Here is a 19,862-nt window from a genome sequence, read left to right as displayed (position 1 = left end):
CCCCGCGTAACGCCGCGCCCGATCCGTGATCTTCAGCCCAACTGCCGGTACCGTCCCCGGAAATACGTCAACGGCCCCCCGTCCGAGCTCGGGAGTGAGGCCGACAGGACGCGGCCGATCACCAGGGTGTGGTCGCCGGCGGTGACGCGTTGTTCGGTGCGGCACTCCAGGGTGGCCAGGGCGCCGCCGACCAGCGGGGCGCCGGTCTCCAGGCCGCGGACGTAGGGGATGTCGGCGAACAGCAGGCGGTCGCTGACGCGGCCCTTCATGGCGAAGCGGCCCGCGATATGGCGCTGGCTCTCGGTGAGGACCGACACCGCCCACAGCGGCTGCTCGGCGAGCAGGTCGTCCATCCGGGACCCCTCACGCAGGCTGACCAGCACCAATGGCGGGTCCAGGGACACCGACATGAACGCGGTGGCGGTCATGCCGACGTCCTCGCCGGCCGGCGCGTGCGGGTCGTCCGGGTCCAGCGGTGGCTCCAGCGCGGTCACCAGGACCACACCAGCGGCCAACCGCGACATGGCGGCACGGAACTCGTCGTTGCTCACTCCCTCAGCATGCCCAAAGGCACCGCGGGCGGCGGGGAGGACGGTGTTCACGGGCGGCGTGGGCGACGGAAGCGGGGAAGTGTTCGGCACGCCGAAAACGCTAATGTCGGTCCCCTGCACCCGACATCGGGCCTTCGCCCGAGAAGGGTCCTAGGACTACCGACGGACAGCGGCCGAGCACCGTTCAGAACCGTTTCGTGGCATCTCCACACGCACACAGAGTTTGCGTTCAGTAAACGCACAGGAAAAACGCAGAAACACCGCTCAATTGTTCACGTTTACCTGTGACTTGAGTCACAAGGGCCATTAATTGTTGACCCTGTGTACCGAGTGAGCAGCGCGCTGTGATTCAGTGGCGGTGAACCGAGCAAGGAAGATACGCCGAAGAGCACCCTTGATTCGCTGCGAGGTCTCGGGGGGAGGGCGAGCATGGAGACCGAGTCGGAGCCGTATGTCCGCCTTGCGACCCTGCGGCAACTGCACCAGGTCATGGCTGACATGAACACGGCCCGCAGCCTGGCGGACACGCTGCAGACGGTCGCCGACGGCGTCGTCACCGGCCTCGGCTATGAGCTCGCCTGCGTCAACCTCGTACGCCCCGACGGCGATCTCGTCGTCGCCGCCTTCGCCGGCAATCCCGCCGCCGAGGCCCTCATCACCGGCCGCGTCGGCTCGCGCGACTCCTGGGATCGCCGGCTGAGCATGGGCCGGCACTGGGGCGACCTGGTCTTCATCCCGCACACCGAGGGCTGGGTCCTCGACGACGACGACGTCCCGCAGTGGTACACCGACGGCCCCGCCCCCCGCTTCGAGGACGAGTGGCACCCGAGCGACCGGCTCTTCGCGCCGATGTACACGCCCGGCGTGCAGGGCGGCGCGTGCGGCGAGCTGATCGGGGTCCTCTCCGTGGACCGGCCGCGCAACGGCCGGCTGCCGGGCGCCTGGGGGCGCGAGGCGCTCCAGATGTACGCGTTCCAGGCGGCCATCGCGATCAGCAACGCACGTCTACGCGCGAATATGCAGCGGGCACTGGTCCGGCTCGAACGCGAGCAGCAGGCCCTGCGCGCCAGTGAGGAAAGCTTCAGGCAGGCCTTCGAGTACGCCCCGTCCGGCATGGCCATCGCCGAGATGGGCGGCGACCAGCACGGCCGGATCCTGCGCACCAACGACGCCCTCTGTCGCCTCCTCGGCCGCCCCGCCTCCGCCATGCGCCGCTACGCCTTCTCCGACCTCGTCCACCCCGAGGACATCGGCACCCTGCTGCGCACGTCCGCCGAGGGCGGCCGCGCGGAGCTCCGGCTCGGCCGCCGGGACGGTACGTACGTCTGGGTCAGCCTGCGCAACAGCGTGGTCGCCGACGCGGCCGACGGCCCCCGCTTCCTGCTCACCCACGTCGAGGACATCGAGGAGCGCAAGCGCCGCGAGCTCCAGCTCGCCCACCGCGCCTCCCACGACTCGCTCACCGGCCTGCCGAACTCCGCCGAGCTGCGCGCCCGCCTCTCCTCCCGGCTCTGCCAGCGCTCCACCATCCCTCAGGCACTCGACTCCGCCCGCGGCGCAACGCAGCTCGGCGCCCTGGAGCCGGTCGACGCCGCCTACGGCCACCCCGCCTACGACGCCAACGGCCACGGCTTCGACTTCCGGCCCGGCGCGGCGGCGTTCGACGCCTTCGACCACCACGTCCACACCGTGGCCCCGGTCGAGGGCCAGCGGGACGACGGCGCCAAGGGGCTCGCGGTGCTCTTCTGCGACCTCGACGGCTTCAAGTCGATCAACGACCGGTTCGGGCACAACGCGGGTGACGCGGTGCTCATCGAGGTCGCCCGCCGTCTCTCCCGGGGCGTCCGCGACGGCGACACCGTCGCCCGGCTCGGCGGCGACGAGTTCGTGATCCTCGCCGACGGGCTCGGCCGCGCCGACGCCCAGGACCTCGCCGTACGTCTGCGCAACGAGATCATCCAGCCGATCCGCGCCGAAGGACGGGCCGTCCGGGTCGGCGCCAGCTTCGGCATCGGGTGGGCACACTGCGGGATGACAGCGGACGAAGTGTTGAAGTCCGCTGACGAGCGGATGTACGTAGAGAAACGATCTCGTCCCAAACAGCATCGGCGTGTGAGCTAACTCCCAGGCCAAGGTGTCCCTGGACTCAGAACCCGCCTTGGCTATCACTCCCGGCAGGTACGCTCATCCACGTTGAGGAGTACCCAAGGGGTCACTCGCTCCACAGCCGGACGGCTGAAACCCGTCGCACATTGGTGCGGCGGGTTCTGAGTGACCAGCCCGAGCCATCGCCGACGAGGGGGTGACCTTGATGGCTACGTTCCGTGCAGGTGTGCCGACCCACCAGTCCGTGCTTCCTCAGCGGGCTGCTCTGGAACCTATACCTGCAGACACCTCCGGGAGCAGAGACGAAACGGGGTACGGGGCCCTGCTTGTGTAAGGCAGGGGAACCGGTACGGGACATGGGCGAGGGGATACCCGCATGCGATCACCTTTGCTAGCGGGAGTCACAGCGCACTCACTTCGTTGGGTGCGAGAGCACACGCTGTCGGTGACGACAGCATCACCAGCAAGGACCACCTGATGCACGATGACGAGGCACTGGATATACCAGGGCTGCGTGAGCGGCCACCGAAACCTGGCCCAGGCGCCCCCAGGGTGCTGGTTCTTGACCGCAAGGGGCGTCCCTTGATGCCCTGCCATCCAGCCCGTGCCCGTGAACTGTTCAGGAAGGGCCGCGCTGTGGTCGCTCGGCACACGCCCTTCACGATCCGCATCAAGGACCGCGTACTCGAAGACTCGGAAGTGGGCGGCGTTGCCGTTCGGATCGATCCCGGGTCGAAGGTAACGGGCATCGCGGTGACGGACGACATAGCTCGGACGTCCGCCAACGGTGAGGCCGCCGTTCTTCGGCGAGGTTTGTACGCAGTGGAACTAGTGCACCGGGGCGCTGCCATCAAGGCGGGCATGGAGCAGCGCGCTAGCCACCGAAGGCGACGTCGAGTAGCCAACACGCGCTACCGCGCCCCTCGCTTCGACAATCGGCGCCGTCGCCGCGGTTGGCTGCCTCCTTCGCTTCAACACCGGGTCGACACGACTTGGGCGCAGGTCGAACGCCTGTCACGCCTGGCCCCGCTGACCACGGTCCACATCGAGAGGGTCGCATTTGACACTCACGTGATGTCTGCTGGACGAGAGCTGACAGGGGTCGAGTACCAGCAAGGCGCCCTTGCCACGTACGAACTCCGCAACTACCTACTCGAGAAGTGGGGACGGCGTTGTGCTTACTGCGGCAAGAGCGGTGTGCCCTTGCAGGTTGAGCACATTCAGCCCAAGTCCAGCGGCGGCACGAGCCGGATCTCGAACCTCACGCTGTCCTGTGCACCCTGTAACCAGGCCAAGGCATCCCGACCGGTGGAAGACTTCCTGAAGGGGAGGCCTCAGCTTGTCGCGCAGCTCAAGAAGCTTGCCCAAGCTCCCCTGCGGGACGCCGCCGTGATGAATGCCACACGCTGGCAGCTCGCTGAGCGGCTTGAGGATCTTGGCCACCCGGTCTCTTGCTGGTCCGGGGGGAGGACGAAGTACAACCGAGCCCTGTTCGGACTGGTCAAGTCGCACACGCTTGATGCTCTGGCGGTCGGTGAGATCGGACCCGGTTGCCGTATTGTGCGCTATCCGTCGCATGTGCTGGTCGCCGCCGCTACCGGACGTGGCGGTTACGCACGTACCCGAACAGACAGGTACGGCTTCCCACGGCTCGCACTGCCGCGAACCAAGAACCACCACGGGTTTCAAACAGGTGATCTGGTGCGTGCTGTCGTGCCGAACGGTAAGAAGACCGGTGTCCATCAGGGCAGAGTCGCCGTCCGAGCATCGGGACGTTTCAACATCCGTACTCGGCGAGGCCTCGTGCAGGGTATTGGCCATCAGCGCGTGAGACTGCTCCAGCGCGCTGACGGCTACGGCTATTCCGTCCGCATCGAGGAGCAGAGCAGGCAGTCCCCGGCTGGAGCCGCCGGAGTTCACACAGGAGGAGTTCGATGACGTCCGGCAACAACGGCGCGACTACGCCCGAGGACGACGACCCGTTCGGCTACCTCTACGCCGACGGGCAGGCCAACGGCGCCCAGCCGCCGTCCGGTGGCGGTGGCTACGGCTACCCCGGCTCGGTCAACCGGGTGCGCGCGGTCGGCCAGCGTCAGTACGGCCAGCAGCAGCCGACGGCGGCCTACGGCCAGATACCGCAACAGCAGGGCGCCTACAGCCAGCCGAACGCGCACTACGCGGCGCCGGAGACGCATCCCGGCGGGGCGCAGACGGTCCAGCAGCAGCCGGCGTACAGCGGCGGCAGCGGATCCGGCGGCCGGGGCGGGGGTCCCAACACCAAGGGGCTGCTGATCGGCGCGGTCGCCGTGGTCGCGGCGGTCGTGATCGGGATCAGCGTGGCGATGCTGGGCGGCGACGAGGACACCGGCGACAAGGGCAACGCGGCCGACTCGACCCCGACGCAGTCGCAGGAGAGCACCGCGCCCAGCCCGTCGAACAGCAACAGCCAGGCGGCCGAGGACGACCTCCCGACGATCGACGCCAAGGCCCTCGCCCTCGCCGGCGGTGCCACCACCGCCTCCGACGTCAAGGGCGCCCAGGCGGACGGCGGCGTCTATGTCACCGGCTTCAACCAGGTCGGCTCGTCGGTCACCTGGTCCGTGAACGGGATCCCGAAGAGCGGCAAGTACACGGTCTTCGTCGGCTACAGCGTCCCCGGCAAGGATCAGAACGCCACCCTCACGATCAACGGCACGGCCTCCGACTCCCCGGTCGGCCTGAAGAACTGGGCGAATGCCGCCGAGGGCGACTACGAGAAGGGCTGGACGAAGACCTACAACTGGATCCAGCTCAACAAGGGCACCAACACGATCAAGGTGTCCTGCGAACAGGGCAACCAGTGCGACGCGCTCATCGACCAGATGTGGCTGGTCAAGGGCTGGGTCAAGTCGTAGGCGTCACGCGGCGGTGACCTCCCCGGTCACCGCCACCCGCCCCAGCAGCTCCTCGTACGCCCCCCGGTCGACCTCGCCCGCCACCGGTGCCAGCACGCTCGCCGCGCTGAGTGCCGCCGCGCGGGTCAGCCGGTCGGGCCATGGCAGCCGTTCCACCAAGCCCGACAGCAGGCCCGCGACCGCCGCGTCGCCGGCGCCGGTCGGGTTGCCGTGGAGGCGGGCCGGCGGGGTGGCGCGCCAGCGGCCCTCGGGGGTCGCGGCGAGGAGGCCCTCCGTGCCGAGGGAGGCGACCACCGCCAGTGCCCCGCGTCGACGGGCGTCCTGCGTCGCGCGCAACGGCTCGTGGGAGCCGGTGAGTTCGGCGAGTTCGTCGGCGTTCGGCTTGATGACGTCCGGGCGGGCGGCGACGCCCCGGCGCAGCGCCTCGCCGCTGGTGTCCAGCAGGACCGGCACCCCGGCGGCCTTCGCGGCCCGCACCAGACCGGCGTACGCCCCCACCGGCACCCCCGGCGGCAGACTGCCGCACAGGGCCACCGCCGAGGCCGACGCGAGCAGGTCCGCGTAGGCCTCCTGGAAGGCGGACCACTCGGCGGGGGTGACCGTCGGGCCGGGCTCGTTGAGCTGGGTCGTGTCGCCGGAGCGTTCGTCGACCACGGCGATCGTGCGGCGGGTCGCGCCCGCCACCGGGACCAGCGCGTCCACCACACCGGGCGTCGCGGTGAGCCGTTCCTGTACGACACGGCCCGTCGCGCCGCCCGCGAAGCCGGTGGCCGTCACCTCGTGTCCGAGGACCGCCAGCACCCGGGCCACGTTCAGCCCCTTGCCGCCGGGGCGTTCCGTCACGTCGGAGACCCGGTGGGAGGCGTGGGGCCGCAGTGACCGTACGCGGTAGGTGATGTCGAGAGCGGTGTTCAGCGTGACCGTGAGGATCACCTGGGCCGACCTCCCCCGAAGAAGTTCAGAACGCGAGCAGTTCAGACAGCGTTTGCCGGCTGTCCGCCGGACGCTCCGCCTGGAGGCATTGATCATGCCAAAAGGACGGCGGCCGTCCCAGTCTCGCAGGACAACCGCCGCCCTCAACAGCAGGACAGATCACCCCAGTTGCGGATCGACCACCCATTCGCCGCGGCGCATCACGCCCTTGAGGTCGAAGTCGGCGTCCAGCACCAGCAGGTCGGCGTCCTTGCCGGGTTCCAGGGAGCCGATGCGGTCGTAGCGGCCGAGCAGCTTGGCCGGGTTGACGGACAGGGCCGCCACCGCGTCCTCGACGGGCAGCCGGTCGATCGTCACGGCCCGCTTGAAGGCGCGGTCGAGGGTGAGGGTGGAGCCGGCGATCGAGCCGCCCTCGACGAGGCGGGCCACGCCGTCGGCGACCTCCACCTCCAGCGGGCCGAGCATGTAGCGGCCGTCGCCGAAGCCGGCCGCGTCCATGGCGTCCGTGATGAACGCGACCCGGTCCGCCCCGGCGTGACGGAACGCCAGCTCCAGCGCCGCCGGGTGCAGATGCGTGCCGTCGTTGATCAGCTCGACGGTCACCCGCTCGTCCTCCAGCAGCGCCGCGATCGGGCCGGGCTCGCGGTGGCCCAGCGGCGGCATCGCGTTGAACAGATGCGTGGCGACCGTGGCGCCCGCCTCGATCGCCTCCACCGTCTGCTCGTACGTCGCGTCCGTGTGCCCGATCGCGGCGATGACGCCGTGTTCGGCGAGGAGGCGTACGGAGTCGAGGCCGCCCGGCAGCTCGGTGGCGAGGGTGACCATCGTGGCGTGCCCGCGCGCCGCGTCGATCAGCTTGCGGACCTCCGCGGGGTCGGGGTCGCGCAGGAGCGCCTCGGAGTGGGCGCCCTTGCGGCAGGGGGAGATGAAGGGGCCCTCGAAGTGGATGCCGGCGACGTCGCCCTGCTCGGCGAGTTCGCTGAGCAGGCCCGCGCGGCGGGTGAGGAAGTCCATGTCGCCGGTGACGGTGGAGGCGACGAGGGTGGTGGTGCCGTGCAGGCGGTGGGTGTGGATGCCTTTGAGTACGTCGTCGGGGGTGCCCGAGGTGAAGGAGGCTCCGCCTCCGCCGTGGTTGTGGAGGTCGACGAATCCTGGCAGGAGCCAGTGGCCGTCGAGGGCGATGCGGTGGGCGTTTTCCGGGGCTGTGGCGGCGATGCGGGTGCCGTCGACGATGACCTGGGCGTCCTTGAGGGTTCCCGTCGGCATGACCACGTTGGCGCCGGACAGGATGAGGGGCCCGTTGTTGGTTGCGGGGTGCGGGTGGTGGGGGGCTGGTCGCGCCCACGCGGCGGTAGCCGCAGATTCAGCGCTGTCCCGCGCCCCTGGGTGGGCTGCCATCAGGGCGTTACCTCCGTGCGGTCGGTGTGGTGGACGAGATCCCAGGCCAGGAGGCCGGCACCCAGGCATCCGGCGGTGTCCCCCAGGGCCGCGGGGACGATGGACGGCAGCTTCTGGAAAGTGACCCTCTGCCGGATTGCCGCCCGCAGGGGTGTGAACAAGGTTTCCCCCGCCTCGGCCAGGCCGCCACCGATGATCAGGGTGCGGGGGTCCAGCAGGGTGAGGGCGGTGACCAGGCCGTCGGCGAGGGCGTCGACGGCCTGTTGCCAGACTCGTACGGCGTTCGGGTCGCCGGACGTGACGGCCTTCGCGCAGTCGGCGGCGTCCGCTTCCGGGTCCCCGCAGGCGGCGGCCCATGCCTCGCTGACCGCCGCCGCGGACGCGAACCGTTCCAGGCAGCCGCGCTGCCCGCACGGACAGGGGGTGCCGCCGGGGCGTACGACGATGTGGCCGATCTCGCCCGCGAAGCCGTGCGCGCCCGACTCCACCCGGCCGTCGATGCCGATGGCGCCGGCGATCCCGGTGCCGAGCGCCACGAACAGGAAGCGGTCGGCGCCCTTGCCCGCGCCGATCCGGCCCTCCGCGAGACCGCCGGTGCGCACGTCGTGGCCGAGGGCGACGGGGACACCGCCGAGCCGGTCCGCCAGCAGCCGGCGCAGGGGTACGTCCCGCCAGCCGAGGTTGGCCGCGTAGGCGGCGATGCCCTCGGCCTCGTCGACGATGCCGGGGACGGCGACGCCGACGGCGGCCGCGGGCTCGCCGAAGTGCTGTTCGCCGTACGCGCGCAGCTCGGCGGCGAAGTCGAGGATGCCCTCGACGACCGCGTCCGGCCCGCGCTCGCGACCGGTCGGGCGGCGGACCTGATGGAGGAGTTCGCCGCTCGCCCTTGCCAGGGCGGCCTTCATCCCGGTGCCGCCCACATCGAGGGCGATGACATGTCTCACGGGGGACAGTGTGGCTTGCGTACCCGCGAGAGGTCTAGTCCACTTACGTGGTGTAGACCTTATGGGGGCAATATGTATGACGTTTCGAAAGTTTCGAATTGATGGGTGTGGGGCGGTTCTGCGTGCAGCGGCGTAGGCGTACGGGGACGATCACGATCGCGGCGGCGTCCGTGCTGGGGCTGGTGGCGACACTCGGCGGCTGTGGGCTGACCGGTGGTTCGGGCGAGGTGACGCTGAAGCTGGTCGCCGCCGACTACGGCGACAGCGCGGCGAACAGTTCCCAGAAGTACTGGGACAAGCTCGTCGAGGCGTACGAGGAGGAACACGCGGGCGTGCACGTCGACGTCACCGTGTACTCCTGGAACGACGTGGACGCCAAGGTCAAGGAGATGGTCGACGCCGGGAACCCGCCGGACATGGCGCAGATCGGCGCGTACGCCGACTACGCCGCCAAGGACCTCCTCTACGAGGCCGACGACCTCCTCTCCATCCCCGTCCAGGCCGACCTCGTCGCGCAGCTCGCGGACGCGGGGCAGGTGAACGGGGTGCAGTACGGCATTCCGTTCGCCTCCTCCACACGACTGCTCTTCTACAACAAGACCCTCTTCCAGAAGGCCGGCCTCAACGCGCCGACCACCTGGCAGGAGCTGGCCGCCGACGCCGAGGCGCTCAAGGCGGACGGGGTGAAGTACCCGTACGCGCTGCCGCTGGGGGCCGAGGAGGCGCAGGCCGAGACCATGCAGTGGCTGCTCAGCGGTGGGGGCGGGTACACCGACGCGGAGCTCGGCACGTACAGCATCGACTCCACGGAGAACGTCGCCACCTTCAACTGGCTGAAGAACAACCTCGTCGGCAAGGGCCTCACCGGGCCGGTCACGCCCGGTCGGCTCAACCGGGCCGAGGCGTTCTCCGCCTTCGCGGCGGGCGATGTCGGCATGCTCAACGGTCACCCTTCGCTGATGCAGATGGCCGCGAAGAAGGGTGTGAAGTTCGGCATGGTGCCGATGCCCGGGCGGGAGGGGCCGACCAAGGTCTCCATGGGTGTGGCCGACTGGATGACGGCCTTCAAGCAGAACGGCCATGCCGAGCAGGTGGGCGACTTCCTCGACTTCGTCTACGACAAGGAGAACGTCCTCGACTTCTCCCGGGAGTACGACCTGCTGCCCGTGACGAACTCCGCGTCCACCGTGATGAGCGGGGCGCCGCAGGACGCCGATCTCAAGCCGTTCCTGGAGCAGCTGGCGTTGTCCGAGCTGTATCCGGTGGGGCGGACTTCGTGGGCCGCGGTCAGTGCGGGGGTCAAGAAGCGGATCGGTGGGGCGGTTGCCTCCGGGGGGAGTCCGTCGGCGATTCTGGGGCAGCTTCAGGCGACTGCGTCGCGGGCGGAGAGCGCGGAGTAGGTGTCGGTGGTGGGGGCTAGGGTGCGGGGCATGAGTGAGGATCCGCGTGAGCCCGACGTCGGCCTTGCCGAGCGTGAGCGGGCCGTTCTCGCGCTGGAGCGTCGGGGGTTCTCGGGGCCCGGGGTGAAGGAGCGGGTGATTCGTGAGGAGCTGGGGTTGGCGCCGGTGCGCTACTACCAGTTGCTGAACGCTCTGCTGGACGATCCGCGGGCGTTGGCCCACGACCCGGTGACGGTGAATCGCCTGCGGAGACTGAGGGAAAAGCACCGCGGCGAACGCTGACCCGTCCCGTCCCTGGGGGCTGCGCCCCCAGACCCCCGCTGTCGGCCCTTCGGGCCTCGTCCTCAAACGCCGGACGGGCTGAAAGATCCAGCCCCTCCGGCGTTTGAGGAGCGGGGTCTGGGGCGGAGCCCCAGAAGGATGGGACGGGTAGGGGCGGCGGGGGCGGATATGGTCTGGGCATGGGCAGTCATACGGAAGCTCTCCCGACCCCCACCACCCAGCCCGGCCGCGCCGGCCTCGCCGCGATCCTCAGGGACCCCACCCGCGCACTGATCGCACTCGACTTCGACGGCACCCTCGCCCCGATCGTCCCCGACCCCGAGAAGGCAAGACCCCACCCCGAGGCGATCCCCGCCCTCGCCGCCCTCGCCCCCAAAGTCGCGGCCGTGGCAGTGATCACCGGCCGCCCGGCCGAAATCGCGGTGCGCTACGGCGGCTTCGCCGACGTCCCCGGCCTGGAGCGCCTGGTCGTACTCGGCCACTACGGCGCCGAACGCTGGGACGCCGCCACCGGCAAGCTCACCGCTCCCGACCCCCACCCCGGCATCGCGGCCGTCCGCGCCGAACTGCCGGGCCTCCTCGACGGCATCGGCGCCACCGGCACCTGGACCGAGGACAAGGGACACGCCCTCGCCGTACACACCCGCCGCGCACCCGACCCCCAGGACACCTTCGACACCCTCCGCGCCCCCCTGACCGACCTCGCCACCCGCAACGGCCTCATCGTCGAACCGGGACGCATGGTCCTCGAACTCCGCCCACCCGGCATGGACAAGGGTGTGGCGCTTCGGGACTACGCCCGCGACCTCGGCGCCGAGTCCGTCCTCTACGCCGGCGACGACCTCGGCGACCTCCCGGCCTACGCCGCCGCCGAGGAACTCCGCTCCGACGGCATCCCCGGCCTGCTCGTCTGCAGCGGCAGCGACGAGGTCACCGAGCTGTCGGAGAAGGCGGACGTGGTCGTCGACGGCCCTGCGGGGGTCGTACGGCTGTTGCGGACGATCGCGCGTCACACGGGCTGACCAGGTCCCCGGTGACGAAGAACCCCAGGTCAGGTGACCTGGGGTTCTTGTTGTGCGGTAGCTCTTACGCGTTGCGCAGTTCGATCACGCTGATGTCCGGTGGTGCCCCCACGCGGACGGGCGGACCGAAGAACCCGGTTCCGCGGGTGACGTAGAGCTGGGTGTCGCCCACTGTGCCCAGGCCCGCCAGGACCGGGTTGGACAGGGCCGCCACGGCGGTGAGGGGGGCCATCTGGCCGCCGTGGGTGTGACCCGACAGCTGGAGGTCGACGCCGTGGCGGGACGCCTCCTCCGCCTGGACCGGCTGGTGGGCCAGCAGGACCACGGGGCGGGTGGCGTCCCGGCCCGCGAGGGTGCGGGCGAAGTCCGGGCCACGGTCGTACTCCTCGCCGGAGACGTCCTCGACGCCGGCCAGGTCGATGGTCGCGCCGTTGTGGGTGATCTCCACCCGTTCGTTGAGCAGCGGGCGCACGCCCAGGTCGCGGAGTTCCTCGACCCATCCCTGGACGTCGTCGTAGAAGTACTCGTGGTTGCCCGTGACGAAGAAGTTCCCGTAGCGGGACTCCAGCGAGCGGAACGGCGCGATGGCGCCGCCGAGCTGGGCGCTGGTGCCGTCGGCCAGGTCGCCGACGATCGCCACCACGTCGGGTTCGAGGCCGTTGATCATGCGCACCACGCGGTCCGTGTGGGAGCGGCCGAGCATCGCGCCCAGATGCAGGTCACTGACCACCGCGATCCGCAGGCCCGCGGCGCGCGGATCCAGCTTCGACAACCGTACCGGCACCCTCTTGACCAGGGGGTCGCCGAGGGCTGTCGAGACACCGTAGCCGACCGTTCCGAGGGCTCCGGCGCCGACGATCGCGCCGACCGACCGGCCCAGGAAGAGCCGGCGGTCCACCAGGCGTTCCCCGGCGGGCGGTGCCGGGGCGGGGGCGAGGACCTGCGTCGCCGTCGCCGTGGACGACGGCTCCGTCCCGGACTCCGCGGCGACCGGCTCGGCGGTGGCCGCCGGTGCTGGTGCTGGTGCCGGTGCCGCCCGCTCGGCCCGGCGGATCCTCAGTGCCGCGTAGGCGCGGGGGAGTTCCGCCAGGGCCAGCCCGGTGAGCAGGTACAGCAGCACGGCGATCAGCAGATAGCCCGGCCAGGCCAGCCACTTCCCGTTCTGCGGGCCTAGGAAGGGCAGCAGAATGCGGGTGGCGGGAGCAAGGACGCCGGAGAAGACCACCGCGCCGGTGGCCCACCTGCGGGTGCGGGTTCCGGGGCGTGTGGTGTCGCGGACCAGCCGCACCCAGAGGTAGTAGTGCAGTAGCGCGGAGGCCGCCACCATGGCCGCGTAGAGGCCGAATCCCAGCATGGGTGTATGTCCTCGTTCCGTTCTAGTCCGCGATGCCGAAGCGGTCGTGCAGGCGGCGCAGCGGGGCGGGGGCCCACCAGTTGGCCCGGCCGGCCAGGCGCATCAGGACGGGGACCAGGACGGCGCGGATGAGCGTGGCGTCGACGAGGATGACCACCACCATGCCCAGGCCGAGCATCTTGAGGTAGACGATGCCGGAGGAGGCGTACGTCGCGAAGGACGCGGCAAGGATGACGGCCGCGGCCGTGATCAGCGGACCGCTGCGCTCAAGGCCCGCGGCGACGGAGGCGGCGTTGTCGCCGGTGCGGTCGTACTCCTCCTTGATCCGGGACAGCATGAACACCTCGTAGTCCATGGAGAGCCCGAAGGCGGTGCAGAACATCAGGATGGGGATGCTCGGCTCCAGGCTGCCGGTGGCGGTGAAGCCGAGCAGACCGGAGAGGTGGCCGTCCTGGAAGACCCACACCAGGGCCCCGAACATCACGGCCATGCTGAGGGCGTTGAGGATCATCGCCTTCGCGGGCAGCAGCACACTGCCGGTCATCAGGAAGAGGATGACGAACGTGACGATCAGGATCAGGCCGAAGACCAACGGCAGACGGTCCACCAGTACCGTGCGGAAGTCACCGAGTTCGGCCGGGTAGCCGCCGATCCTGACCTCGGTGTCGCCGAACGCGGCCCGTACGTCGGCGAGAACGGCGTCGGGGTCGGCGCCGAGCGCGTCCTGGGTGGCGATCACCGAGAACCAGGTGTTCTCGTCGGAGGCGAAGCGCCGCGCGGAGTCGTTCGGCTCCAGGACGCGGCGGCCGTCGGTGTAGGAACCGGTGAGCGCGTCGACCTGCTGGATGCCGTCCAGGCGGGAGAGCCGTGCGGCCGTGGCGTCGATGCTGTCGCGGTTCGCGTCGTCGCCGGCCAGGCCGGGGCGCAGGACCTGGATGGCGTCCATCTCCTCGGCCGCGAAGTTCGCCCGGATGTCGTTCTGGACCACGCGACTGGACACCTGCTCGGGCAGGACCCGGTCGTCCGGGGTGCCGAAGGCGATACCCAGGGTCGGGGCGGCCAGGGCGAGGAGCACGGCCAGGGCGGGGATGCCGTAGATCAGCGGTCGGCGCATCATGCGCAGCGCGGTGGTGTGCCACCAGCCCGTCGGCGCACCGGACGCGGCATCCTGTGCGTCGCCCTTGCGTCGCCGCTCGACGCGGTGGCCGAGCCGGGTCAGGGCGGCGGGCAGGATCACCAGGGCGGCGAAGACCGAGGTGAGGACGACCGCGATCCCGGAGTAGGCGAAGGACCGCAGGAAGGGGAACGGGAAGAGCATCAGGCAGGAGAGCGAGACGATCACGGTGAGCCCGCTGAAGGCCACCGTGCGGCCGGCCCGGCCGACCGCCCGCCGGGTCGCCTCGGCCACCTCGTGACCCGCCGCCAGTTCCTCGCGGAAGCGGCTGATGACGAACAGGCTGTAGTCGACGCCGAGTCCGATGCCCATGACGAGGGTGAGGTTGGCGGCGAAGGTGGAGACGTCGGTGAACGACGTCAGCAGCCGCATCAGCGCCAGCGTCGTGATCACCGAGAACAGGCCCATGCCGAGCGTGAGCAGGGCGGCGTTGAAGCGCCGGTAGATGACCGCGAGCAGCAGCAGGACCAGCGGGAAGACGATCAGCTCGGCGCGCAGGAAGTCGGTCCGGGCCTGCTGTGCGGCCTGCCGGAAGACCTCGTCGCCGCCGCCCACCTGAACCTTCACCGTGGCGTTGTCACGGGCGAAGTCGGGGGCGAACTCGGCGAGCCGGGTGCGTGCCTCGGTGACCGTGCCGGACATGCGGGCGACGACCAGGGCCTGGCGGCCGTCCTCGGCGCGCATCACAGGCGACTTGCCGCGCGACCAGTACGAGGCGGTCTCGGCCACTCCGTCCTGCTCGGCCAGCTCCCGCTCAAGGCCGCGGCCCGCCGCCGCGACGGCCGTGTCGTCCACGGTGCCGTTCTTGGCGGTGACCAGAAGCAGCACGCTCGGGGTGCCGGTGCCGAACTCCTTCGCCAGCGCGGCCCGGGTGTTCACCGACTCGGAGCCGGGACTTTCGAACCGGCTGAGGACCAGGCGGTCCATGGCGCCCGCGGCGAGGGCCAGTCCGATCACCGTGAGCAGCACGCTCAGCCAGATCACCAGGCGGGGACGGCGGGCGACGCGGCTCCCGAGCCGGTGCAGCGCCGTGTTCTGGTCGTCAGGTGTGCCGAAGGGTGTTGCCGGCCCCCGTGCCGTTGTCGGTGTGGTGGGGGTGGTTGCCACTGTGTGCCGCCTTCTCTCTCGGGTGAGAACTTGGGGGGGAACCCCGATGGGTACGGGGTCGTAGGTGGAGAACGGGTGGGGAGCCGGTCACTCCCGGGCGTCGAGCCAGCGGTCGACGTCGTCGTAGAGCCGCGGAGCGTCCTTGTCGACGGTCACGAAGTGCCCGGAATCCGGGAGCGTGACGGCTTGTACGTCGCTGCTCGCGGTGAACAGGGACGGGTAGCGTTCGACTCCCTGGCGAAGGACGTCCTTCGCGCCGAAGGCCAGGAAGACCGGGGCCTTGATACGGCCGATCAGCTGCAGGTCGGTGAGGATGCCGGCCGGCTCCGAGGCCATCACCCCGCAGGGGTTGCGCGGCCACAGCGGAGTGACGGCCCGGGTCACCTCCGGGGCGGCGTCCGGGCCGAGACCGCCCGCCAGGAAGTCCTCACGGACCGGGTCGAAGTGCACATAGCCCTTCGGGTCGCCGGACTTCTCCTTGGGCTCGCCGCCCTCCTGGCAGACCGAATAGGCGGCGAGGAAGCGGCGGTTGGTCTCGCCGGTGACGCCCACCGCGGCCCATCCCGTGAGGATGAGGCCGTCGACGCCCCCGAAGGAGGCCGCCACGGTCTCGGCGACCAGGGCGCCACTGGAGTGGCCGCCGAGGAAGACCTTGCCGAAGCGGACCGGCGCCGTGCGCGTGCGGCCCTCGCCGTGGGTGTCGTACGTGCCCTTCCTCAGCTGTCCGACGATCTGGTGGGCGATGTCGGCGTGCGCGCCGCTGCAGGAGGCGAATCCGTCGGGGATGTCGCTGGAGCCGTAGCCGAGGCGGTCGATCGTGAGCGAGGCGTGACCGCGGCGCGCCATCTCCTGGGTGAAGTCGCGGCCGGGCACGTTCAGACGCCAGATCCACTCGCCGGTGTTGGTGCCGTGCACATAGAGCGTGACCGGCGGCTTCCTCCCCGCCCCGGACGGTTCCAGGACGGTCCGGGGCGCCGTCAGATGGCCTCGGACCGTGTACGTCCTGCCGTCGCTGGTGCACTGGCTCGCGGTCCGGTTGCGGTTCTCCACCCTGAACGACACGGGGATGTCCGCGACGTCCGCAGCGGTGGTCGGCGACGCGACCGCGGCGGCGGGGGGTTCCGCGGGTGCGGGCCCGGATGCCGCCACCACGCTCACGAACTCGCAGGCGAGCATGGCCGCCGCGGCCGTCACCACACCGGCCCTCAGCAGTATCGACTTCAAGCTCACCGGTCGAATCCCTTCTCGTCCAGCCAGGAGGCGAGGAAGTCCTGCACCTGCCGGGCGCCGCGCTCGACGCCGAGGAAGTGGCCCGCGTCCGCCACGGTGAGCAGCTCCGTGTCGTCGGTGCCGGTGAACCGGGCGCGGTGTTCACGGCCGCCTTGGACACGGCGGTCCTGCGCGCCGTAGACGAGGGCGACGGGTACGTCGATCTCCCCCAGGCGCCGCGTGTCCACGAGGACGCCCTCCAGCTGGGAGACCTGGACCCCGCAGGGGTGGCGGTTCTGCAGCCGGGTCGCGAGAGCGAGGGCCCGTGGGTCGGCGTCGTGGATGTTGCCCCGTACGAAGTCCCGGGTGCCGACATCGAAATGGACGTATCCGGCGGCTCCCCGGTCCGGCCGGGAGGGCAGCCCGCCCTGCATGCAGGAGCCGAGCGCGGCGAAGAAGCGCGCGTCGTCCTCGTCGGTCAGGCCGCTGTCGCTGAAGCCGGTGAGGGCCAGGCCGTCCACGTCGGAGAAGGAGTACGCCGCGATCTCGGCGATCTGGGCGCCGCGGTCGTGGCCGGCGAGCACGACCTGCCCGAAGGCGCGCGGGCGGTTGCCCTCGGTCCGGTACGACCCCTTCTTGAGCTGCTGGACGATCTGGTGGGTCATGTCGGCGTCGCCGCCGAGGCACAGCAGGCGCCCGTCGGGGTGGTCGCTGCGGCCGTAGCCGAGGCGGTCGATGGTGAGCGAGGCGTGACCGCGGCGCGCCATCTCCTCGGCGTGGTGGTAACCGGGCACGTCGAGGCGCCAGTACCACTCGCCGGCCGCCAGACCGTGCTGGTAGAAGGTGATCGCCGGGGCCTGCTCGCCGGACAACAGGGCGGCGGGGGCGGTGAGATGGCCCCTGACGGTGTACGTCCCGCCGTCCGTGTTGCAGGCGAGTCCGGAACGGTTGCGGTTGACGACCTCGAACTCCACCGGGATGTCGGTGATGTGCTCGGCGGCCATTCGCTCGGCGGTGCGCCGTTGGGCCGCGGCGGCGTCGTAGTGGCCCGTCGCGGTGGCGGCCGAGGCGGTGTTGGCGCCGTCGGAGCCGAACGAGCCCAGGACGGGCAGGGCGGCCAGGGCGAGCAGCGTGGCCGCGAGACCCGCGTAGCCACGTCCCGTCCGGGGGAACAGACCGGCGTCGCGGGCCTGATCCGCCGGCCGGCCACTAGCGCGTCGGCGCATGGCGCACCTCCTCTGTCTGCCGCGGGGCCGCGGATGGGTCTTCCGAGTCCTGCGCCGGATGCGGTGCGGCGCTCTCGCGGACGCCGAACCGCTGCTGGAAACGGCGCAGCGGGGCCGGTGCCCACCAGGTGGCCCGCCCGGTGAGGACCATCACCGAGGGGACGAGCAGACAGCGCACGACCGTCGCGTCCACCAGGACGGCCAGGGCCACCCCCAGGCCGAGCACCATCGTGTTGGTGATCCGCGAGTTGCCGATGGAGACGAGGACGACCGAGAGGATCAGCGCGGCGGCGGTGACGATGCCTCCGGTGCGCCGTACGCCGAGTTCCACCGCCGCCCGGTGGTCGCCGCAGCGGTCGTACTCCTCCTTCACACGGGCGAGCAGGAACACCCCGTAGTCCATGGAGAGTCCGAAGGCGAGGCAGAACATCAGGACCGGCAGGGCGGTGTCCACGAAGCCCGTCGGGGTGAAGCCGAGCAGGCCGGACAGATGACCGTCCTGGAAGACCCAGACCACCGCGCCGAACATCGCCGTGAGGCTGAGCGCGTTGAGCAGGACGGCCTGGACCGGGACGAGGACGCTGCCGACGAGCAGGAAGACCAGCAGCAGGGTGGTCACGACGATCAGGGCGAGGGCCGGGGCGAGGCGGTCGGTGATGGCCTCCTGGGTGTCGACCAGTTCGGCGGCCTGCCCGGCCGGCTCGGCGTCGAGCGTGTCGGGGACCGCCCGGATCGCGCGGACGAGCTGCTGGCTGCGGGGGGAGACCGTCTCCACCCCGTGCACCGGCACCACCTGCAGCCAGGCGCGGTCGTCCGACTCGCGCAGGGCGTCCACCGGGGTGCGCGGCTCGGTCCGACGGCCCTCGGTGAACACGCCTGCCGGGGTGCGGACTTCGGCCACGTCGGGCAGGGCGGAGACCTTCTCGGCGTAGCCCGCGATGCGCTCACGGCCCGCCGCACCGGCGGCGCGGCTCACGAGGATGTCGATCGCCGCGGTCTCGCTGCCGTCGAAACGGTCACGGATGGTCTGCTGCACCACGCGGGGTTCGGCCGCCGCCGGCAGCTGGCGGTCGTCGGCCATGCCGAACTCGGCGCGCAGGAACGGCAGTCCGAGCGCGACGAGCAGGGCGAGGGAGCCGAGGGCGAACAGCGGGGCGCGCCGCCCGGTGACCGCGGTGGTCAGACGCCGCCAGAAGGCCGCGTTCGAACCGGCTGGGAAGAGCCTGTGCAGCGGGCGGGTCACATCGAGCGCGTCGACGCGCGGGCCGAGCAGCACCAGCAGCGCGGGCAGGACGACAAGGGCGGCGGCGGCCGCGAGCAGGACCACCGAGACGCCCGCGTACGCGAAGGAGCGCAGGAAGAACAGCGGGAACAGCAGCAGCGCGGCGAGCGCCACGGAGATGGTCAGCGCGGAGAAGGCCACGGTACGGCCCGCGGTGCTCAGCATGACGGTGACCGCCTCGGTGACCGTCGCGCCGTCGGACCTCTCGTCGCGGAACCGGCGCAGCATCAGCAGTGCGTAGTCGATGGCGAGCCCGAGACCGAGAGCCGTGGTCAGGCTCTGCGCGAAGACGGAGACGTCGGTGTAGCCGGCGATCACCCACAGCACCAGGTTGGTGCCGGTGATGGCCACCGCGCCCACGGCCAGCGGCAGCAGCGCGGAGACGGCGCTGCGGAAGACCAGGAGCAGGATGGCCAGGGTGAGCGGCAGCGCGACCAGCTCGGAGGAGACCAGGTCCTCGGCGATGGTCCGTTCGACCGTGTTGAGCACCTCGCCGGTGCCGCCCGCCCGTACGGTGAGGCCGCTGTGCTCGCCGCGGTACTCCGCGGCGAGCCGTTGGCTGGCCTTGCCGACCGCCGCCTCGTCTCCGTCGATGTGGGCGATGATCAGCGCGTCCTTGCCGTCCTTCGACTTCAGGGCGTCCAGGCCGGTCTGCCAGTACGAGACCACTCCGCTGACCGAGGGCTCGTAGGCGAGCCGGTCGGCCAGGAGCAGCCCCTGGCGGGCGGCGCCGCGGTCGTTGACGCCGCGGTCGTGGTGCGCGAGCAGGACGAAGTTGGGGCGGCTGGAGGGGAAGTGCTCCTCCAGGACGTCGGCGGCCAGCGCCGAGGGGGCGCTGGGGTTCTCGGTGCCCTGACCGGCGCGCAGCCGGTCCGGGGCACCGCCGCCGAACACGACGGAGAGCACGACGAAGGCCAGCGCGGCGAGCAGCACCAGACGGGGGCGCCGGACGGCGGCCGAAGCGAACGAGCGCAGCACGG

Annotated in this window: 15 protein-coding genes; 6 read left to right on the top strand and 9 right to left on the bottom strand. The window is 70.9% G+C overall.

The window, feature by feature from the left end; all coding sequences use genetic code 11:
- Positions 1-32 precede the first annotated feature (32 nt).
- The gene (locus AQJ67_RS36220) at positions 33-641 is read right to left on the bottom strand and encodes a flavin reductase family protein (protein ID WP_079056396.1); all 609 of its coding nucleotides are present in this window, start codon (positions 639-641) and stop codon (positions 33-35) included.
- 339 nt (positions 642-980) lie between these two features.
- Between AQJ67_RS36220 and cdgB the strand changes: the two genes are divergently transcribed.
- The 3 genes from cdgB (at position 981) to AQJ67_RS36210 (ending at position 5,551) form a co-directional block, all read left to right on the top strand.
- Positions 981-2,672 carry a diguanylate cyclase CdgB gene (gene cdgB, locus AQJ67_RS36215; protein WP_062723732.1) on the top strand — a complete coding sequence of 564 codons (1,692 nt, stop codon included), beginning with the start codon at positions 981-983 and terminating at the stop codon, positions 2,670-2,672.
- Positions 2,673-3,134: 462 nt separating this feature from the next.
- On the top strand, positions 3,135-4,595 hold the full coding sequence (iscB, locus tag AQJ67_RS46080) for an RNA-guided endonuclease IscB (protein WP_244190705.1): 1,461 nt from the start codon (positions 3,135-3,137) through the stop codon (positions 4,593-4,595).
- The gene (locus tag AQJ67_RS36210; protein ID WP_062723731.1) at positions 4,592-5,551 is read left to right on the top strand and encodes a CBM35 domain-containing protein; all 960 of its coding nucleotides are present in this window, start codon (positions 4,592-4,594) and stop codon (positions 5,549-5,551) included. Before iscB ends, AQJ67_RS36210 begins: the two co-directional genes overlap by 4 nt.
- A 3-nt stretch (positions 5,552-5,554) precedes the next feature.
- Here AQJ67_RS36210 and AQJ67_RS36205 read toward each other — a convergent pair whose 3' ends face one another.
- The 3 genes from AQJ67_RS36205 to AQJ67_RS36195 all read right to left on the bottom strand — a co-directional run bounded on the left by AQJ67_RS36205 (position 5,555) and on the right by AQJ67_RS36195 (position 8,826).
- Positions 5,555-6,484: a 1-phosphofructokinase family hexose kinase gene (locus AQJ67_RS36205; RefSeq protein ID WP_062723730.1), complete on the bottom strand. Its 930-nt coding sequence runs from the start codon at positions 6,482-6,484 to the stop codon at positions 5,555-5,557.
- Between the two features lie 159 nt (positions 6,485-6,643).
- Positions 6,644-7,882, bottom strand: a complete 1,239-nt coding sequence (nagA, locus tag AQJ67_RS36200; protein ID WP_208615101.1) for an N-acetylglucosamine-6-phosphate deacetylase — start codon at positions 7,880-7,882, stop codon at positions 6,644-6,646.
- Entirely contained in the window at positions 7,882-8,826 is a 945-nt protein-coding gene (locus AQJ67_RS36195; protein ID WP_062723728.1) for an ROK family protein, read from the bottom strand. The genes nagA and AQJ67_RS36195 overlap by 1 nt, the downstream gene beginning before the upstream one ends.
- Before the next feature lie 101 nt (positions 8,827-8,927).
- On the opposite strand from AQJ67_RS36195, the gene AQJ67_RS36190 reads away from it, so the two are divergent.
- The 3 genes from AQJ67_RS36190 (at position 8,928) to otsB (ending at position 11,530) form a co-directional block, all read left to right on the top strand.
- Positions 8,928-10,226, top strand: a complete 1,299-nt coding sequence (locus AQJ67_RS36190) for an ABC transporter substrate-binding protein (protein WP_062723727.1) — start codon at positions 8,928-8,930, stop codon at positions 10,224-10,226.
- Positions 10,227-10,256: 30 nt separating this feature from the next.
- Complete coding sequence (locus AQJ67_RS36185; RefSeq protein ID WP_062723875.1) at positions 10,257-10,508, top strand: DUF3263 domain-containing protein; 252 nt, start codon at positions 10,257-10,259, stop codon at positions 10,506-10,508.
- A 179-nt stretch (positions 10,509-10,687) separates the two neighbouring features.
- Positions 10,688-11,530 (top strand): trehalose-phosphatase, encoded by an 843-nt coding sequence (gene otsB, locus AQJ67_RS36180; protein ID WP_062723726.1) that lies wholly within the window; start codon positions 10,688-10,690, stop codon positions 11,528-11,530.
- 64 nt (positions 11,531-11,594) lie between these two features.
- On the opposite strand, the gene AQJ67_RS36175 is transcribed toward otsB, so the two are convergent.
- From AQJ67_RS36175 to AQJ67_RS36155, 5 genes are all read right to left on the bottom strand, one after another.
- Positions 11,595-12,884 carry a metallophosphoesterase gene (locus AQJ67_RS36175; RefSeq protein WP_062723725.1) on the bottom strand — a complete coding sequence of 430 codons (1,290 nt, stop codon included), beginning with the start codon at positions 12,882-12,884 and terminating at the stop codon, positions 11,595-11,597.
- A gap of 22 nt (positions 12,885-12,906) precedes the next feature.
- A complete protein-coding gene (locus AQJ67_RS50280) occupies positions 12,907-15,165 on the bottom strand; it encodes an MMPL family transporter (protein ID WP_079056394.1) in 2,259 nt (752 codons plus the stop codon).
- 87 nt (positions 15,166-15,252) lie between these two features.
- Positions 15,253-16,395 (bottom strand): alpha/beta hydrolase, encoded by a 1,143-nt coding sequence (locus tag AQJ67_RS36165; RefSeq protein WP_159058899.1) that lies wholly within the window; start codon positions 16,393-16,395, stop codon positions 15,253-15,255.
- On the bottom strand, positions 16,392-17,600 hold the full coding sequence (locus AQJ67_RS36160; RefSeq protein WP_062723723.1) for an alpha/beta hydrolase: 1,209 nt from the start codon (positions 17,598-17,600) through the stop codon (positions 16,392-16,394). Before AQJ67_RS36160 ends, AQJ67_RS36165 begins: the two co-directional genes overlap by 4 nt.
- Positions 17,584-19,860 carry an MMPL family transporter gene (locus AQJ67_RS36155; RefSeq protein WP_062723722.1) on the bottom strand — a complete coding sequence of 759 codons (2,277 nt, stop codon included), beginning with the start codon at positions 19,858-19,860 and terminating at the stop codon, positions 17,584-17,586. The genes AQJ67_RS36160 and AQJ67_RS36155 overlap by 17 nt, the downstream gene beginning before the upstream one ends.
- Between the last annotated feature and the right edge of the window lie 2 nt (positions 19,861-19,862).

This window comes from Streptomyces caeruleatus (assembly GCF_001514235.1).
GTDB lineage: Bacteria > Actinomycetota > Actinomycetes > Streptomycetales > Streptomycetaceae > Streptomyces > Streptomyces caeruleatus.
This window is presented reverse-complemented; position numbering and strand designations above follow the sequence as displayed.

Bases quoted from the DNA above. Each gene is read 5' to 3' on its own strand.
- AQJ67_RS36185 (WP_062723875.1), top strand. From the start codon at position 10,257: ATGAGTGAGGATCCGCGTGAGCCCGACGTCGGCCTTGCCGAGCGTGAG.
- AQJ67_RS36160 (WP_062723723.1), bottom strand. From the start codon at position 17,600: ATGCGCCGACGCGCTAGTGGCCGGCCGGCGGATCAGGCCCGCGACGCC.
- nagA (WP_208615101.1), bottom strand. From the start codon at position 7,882: ATGGCAGCCCACCCAGGGGCGCGGGACAGCGCTGAATCTGCGGCTACC.
- iscB (WP_244190705.1), top strand. From the start codon at position 3,135: ATGCACGATGACGAGGCACTGGATATACCAGGGCTGCGTGAGCGGCCA.
- AQJ67_RS36190 (WP_062723727.1), top strand. From the start codon at position 8,928: ATGGGTGTGGGGCGGTTCTGCGTGCAGCGGCGTAGGCGTACGGGGACG.
- AQJ67_RS36210 (WP_062723731.1), top strand. From the start codon at position 4,592: ATGACGTCCGGCAACAACGGCGCGACTACGCCCGAGGACGACGACCCG.
- otsB (WP_062723726.1), top strand. From the start codon at position 10,688: ATGGGCAGTCATACGGAAGCTCTCCCGACCCCCACCACCCAGCCCGGC.
- AQJ67_RS36175 (WP_062723725.1), bottom strand. From the start codon at position 12,884: ATGCTGGGATTCGGCCTCTACGCGGCCATGGTGGCGGCCTCCGCGCTA.
- cdgB (WP_062723732.1), top strand. From the start codon at position 981: ATGGAGACCGAGTCGGAGCCGTATGTCCGCCTTGCGACCCTGCGGCAA.